This window comes from Nibrella saemangeumensis, assembly GCF_039541915.1.
GTDB lineage: Bacteria > Bacteroidota > Bacteroidia > Cytophagales > Spirosomataceae > Nibrella > Nibrella saemangeumensis.
Genome location: NZ_BAABHD010000056.1, coordinates 1 through 3,403, shown reverse-complemented (window position 1 = coordinate 3,403; position 3,403 = coordinate 1). Strand labels below are relative to the sequence as shown.

Below are 3,403 nucleotides of genomic sequence, written 5' to 3'. Positions count from 1 at the left end.
TCGGGTATTATGATAACCGCAAGCCAATGTAAGACAAATCAGCCAGTTTGTAAGACAGTGTTTAAGCCATGTAAGACACACCTTCCCGGCTGTAAGACATTTTCGTGATTTTGTCTTACACACCGAGAGTTTACCGCTTTTTTGCTATTTATGTGTCTTACAAGCTGTAAGACACGCCATGAACACGCCTGAAGACCTACCCCCTGCCGAGTCTGCACCCATTACCAAGAGCAGCCCTGTCACCTGGTCGATTCGTGGGGTTGACCGCGACACTCGCCTGGTGATCGAGAAGGCCGCAGCCCGAGCCGGCAAGACCATCGGCCAGTACGTCAACGAGGACGTGCGCAGCCTGGCTCAAAGCCAGCTCACCCAAACCCAACTGCCGGCCAGCCCCAAAGATATGCAGGACCAGATTGAACACCTGACGCGCATCGTGGAAGGCATCGCCAGCCGGATGCCGGAGCAGGGCAGGAAAACCTTCTGGCAACGGCTGTTCGGTTAACGTTGCTGGCCACGTTTCTGGATCTCCTGAATCTCCTCCCGACTGAGGTATTTTTCGGCCACACTATTCCCCCCTTTAGCCTCGTAGCCTTCCACCTTCCTGGCCAGGTACTCCAGATCCCCCCGCATGACCGAGAGCTTTTCTTTCTGGTGGCTACGGACCCGACAAGAAGGCGAGCAGAAGCGGGCACCGGTCCGCACGTTGGCCGAACGGCCGCAGTATTCGCATTCGATTAGTGCCATATCCGTAAATTAACGCTTACAAGGCCAAAAGTAACGTTTTTCTCTTTTATCCCCTTTCCCACTACAACCGTTAATTAACGCTTATTTCCCTGTAAATGCCCTTTTCGCCTTAAATTTGCTCAATTGGCGGGGAATGCGTAGGTTGCGACCGGTGGCAGCGGGAAAGGGTGTACTTACTACACAATTTTTTTCGCCTCTCTGCGAGCAGGCTCAAAAATTGTTCCGTAAGCTCAGGGGCACACCCCCGAGACCCCCGACGCTGCGGCCACGTTGATGGATAAACCGAGGAGAAGCTATGGCCTTTGCTATTGTGAGAATCGCCAAGATCGGCGGGGGTAATCCGGGCGGCAATGCCGGCGGATTGGGCCACCACCTGGAGCGGACCATGAAGGTACCCAACGCCGATCCGGAGCTGGCCAGGTACAACCAGCGGGTGATCGGGACGGGTGATCTGTGGAAGGATATCCAGTACCGCATTCAGGAAGCGGGCATAACGCCCCGTAGCAACGCCGTCTATGCCGTGGAGCATCTGATTACGGCCAGCCCTGAGTTCTTTCGTCAGAGCGAGTATAAGCGCTATTCGGAGCAGGGAGAGGCCCAGCTCTGGCAGCACTGGGACCGCTGGAAGGCTTTTCAGGAACAGACCCTGCACTGGCTGACCGAGCGGTACGGCAAACACAACATCGTCAGCTTTCACGTACACCAGGACGAGCAGACCCCCCACATCCACGCGGTGATTGTTCCCATCGACGCCAAAGGCAAACTGAATGCACGGGCCTACTTCGGAGGGCGGGAGAAACTCTCGCAGCTTCAAGACAGCTTTGCCCAGGCCGTAGAAGGGCTAGGGTTGGAAAGGGGATTAAGGGGGAGTAAGGCCCAGCACATCGAGCGCAAGCAGTTCTACAGCGCTCTGCAGGAGCTCACGCCGGCTACTAGTCCCCGCTTCACGGTAGAAGCTGGCCAGCCTATCCAGTTAGAGAATCCCCCGCTGTTCAACCGGGAGCAGTGGAAGCAGTCCGAAGAGGCTCGTATTAGCGCCGAAATTGCCCGTCAGGCGACGATCACCCGGCAGGCCGCCGAGAAGTACGCTCAAGAGGTGGCTAGGCAGGAGCAGGCTAAAAAGGCGCGTCAGATACAGACCATGCTGGAGGCTCGTGGCCAGAAACGGCAGAGCCAGGCCGAGCAGGAGCTGAAGGCCCTGAAAGCAGCCCTTAAACAGCAGGGTGTGGAGTACAAAAACGGTCAATTAGTGAAAGCCCAGCCAGAGGAGAAAAAACAGCAGGAACAGAGCCGAAAAAGAGGGCGTGGACTAGGTATGTAATTAAGAACCTAAGAAGCAAAACGATATAAGTGTCTGATTATCAATAGGGCCTATTTAGCTACCTGCTAAATCAATTTTAGCTACCTGCTAAGTTTTTTTTAGCTTTTTTGTATAGAAAAAGCTAAATATTTTTTATCTCATTTGTTTTTTCTATTTAGCTTTTTGTTACGTTTGTGATAAATAGTATTTATCGTTATGAAGTATGCTAAGCTAAAAGCTCAACCAACTTTTAATGAGAACCCTTTCGTTGAGCAAGCTATTAACGACATTAAGGTAGTAAGGAAGACCCAAGTAGTTCGCCCAGAGAACAGGGATGAAATACAGATGATTACTTCTACTGACGGCGAGATAACAGGATATACAGCTTTTATGCGTTTTGTGGAGTTGGATGAGGAAAGATTTGCCAAAGTGTACTTATCTCAGTTCACTGCCTTCTGGGAGTTGACAAAACCAGCAATAAGAGTATTCGGGTATATCCTTAGTATTTTGAAACCCAAACAAGACGAGTTCTTCTTAGAGATGGACAAATGCTTAGCTTATACTAAGTACACTCATGCCAATAGCGTTCTAAGTGGCTTGGCTGTACTTGTTGAATGTGGTATTATTGCCCGTAGCAATAGCCATTTTAAGTATTTTATCAATCCACTTGTTGTATTTAATGGAGATCGTGTAACATTTGCTAAGACCTACGTCAAGAAAAAGAAAGACAAGGAGAAACAAGACAGAAATCAACTTGATTTATTCCAACAGGAGGCACTCCGACTAAGTGAAAGTCCCCTTAAACTTGATTCATAATTAATGATGGACACCGTACAAGAAGCTAAACGCTACCTGGACAATGCTCGCCAGATCCTTAGCGACAAAGCCCAAAAAGAGGATGGTTACTACCAGGACTCTAAGTATGTGAAAATGGCCGGCCACACTGCCTATGCTGGTGTTCTGCTGGCGCTCGATGGGGTGTTAGGTAAAAAGAGCAAAGGCCGCAAAGATGTAGAGTGGTACAAGCAGCAACTAGCTAAGTTGGACAAACGCGTGCTGAACTCCTTCGTTGGAGTCTACGACACTCTACATCTGTCAATGAGCTATGACGGTAACCCGCTGGCCAGCGTAGCCAGTGCTGGCTTACAAGAGGCCGAGCGGATCATCAATTGGGTAGAGAATCGTACAGCTACGGCCTAGCTTTGGTCATATCTACCTTCAATCTTGGCCGAACGTCAGCGGCTCTGCTGAGGAGCAACCGCGAGGATAGGCCACCCACGCGACGAGAGTCGCCCCAGCCTCGGATTGATAGCTCTAAGCCATCCGGGGCTTTTTTATGCGGTCCTCCCTTCGGTCGGG

Annotated in this window: 5 protein-coding genes; 4 read left to right on the top strand and 1 reads right to left on the bottom strand. The window is 50.9% G+C overall.

Annotation, left to right across the window (positions count from 1 at the left end; all coding sequences use genetic code 11):
* The first annotated feature begins 280 nt into the window (after positions 1–280).
* Entirely contained in the window at positions 281–502 is a 222-nt protein-coding gene (locus ABD949_RS18370) for a hypothetical protein (protein WP_345245634.1), read from the top strand.
* Here ABD949_RS18370 and ABD949_RS18365 read toward each other — a convergent pair.
* On the bottom strand, positions 499–744 hold the full coding sequence (locus ABD949_RS18365) for a hypothetical protein (RefSeq protein ID WP_345245632.1): 246 nt from the start codon (positions 742–744) through the stop codon (positions 499–501). The genes ABD949_RS18370 and ABD949_RS18365 overlap by 4 nt on opposite strands.
* Before the next feature lie 295 nt (positions 745–1,039).
* On the opposite strand from ABD949_RS18365, the gene mobV reads away from it, so the two are divergent.
* The 3 genes from mobV to ABD949_RS18350 all read left to right on the top strand — a co-directional run bounded on the left by mobV (position 1,040) and on the right by ABD949_RS18350 (position 3,244).
* Positions 1,040–2,065, top strand: coding sequence for a MobV family relaxase (gene mobV, locus ABD949_RS18360; protein ID WP_345245630.1), 1,026 nt, complete (start codon positions 1,040–1,042; stop codon positions 2,063–2,065).
* 195 nt (positions 2,066–2,260) lie between these two features.
* On the top strand, positions 2,261–2,860 hold the full coding sequence (locus tag ABD949_RS18355) for a replication/maintenance protein RepL (RefSeq protein WP_345245628.1): 600 nt from the start codon (positions 2,261–2,263) through the stop codon (positions 2,858–2,860).
* A gap of 3 nt (positions 2,861–2,863) precedes the next feature.
* Positions 2,864–3,244 carry a DUF5618 family protein gene (locus ABD949_RS18350; protein WP_345245626.1) on the top strand — a complete coding sequence of 127 codons (381 nt, stop codon included), beginning with the start codon at positions 2,864–2,866 and terminating at the stop codon, positions 3,242–3,244.
* The last annotated feature ends 159 nt before the right edge of the window (positions 3,245–3,403 follow it).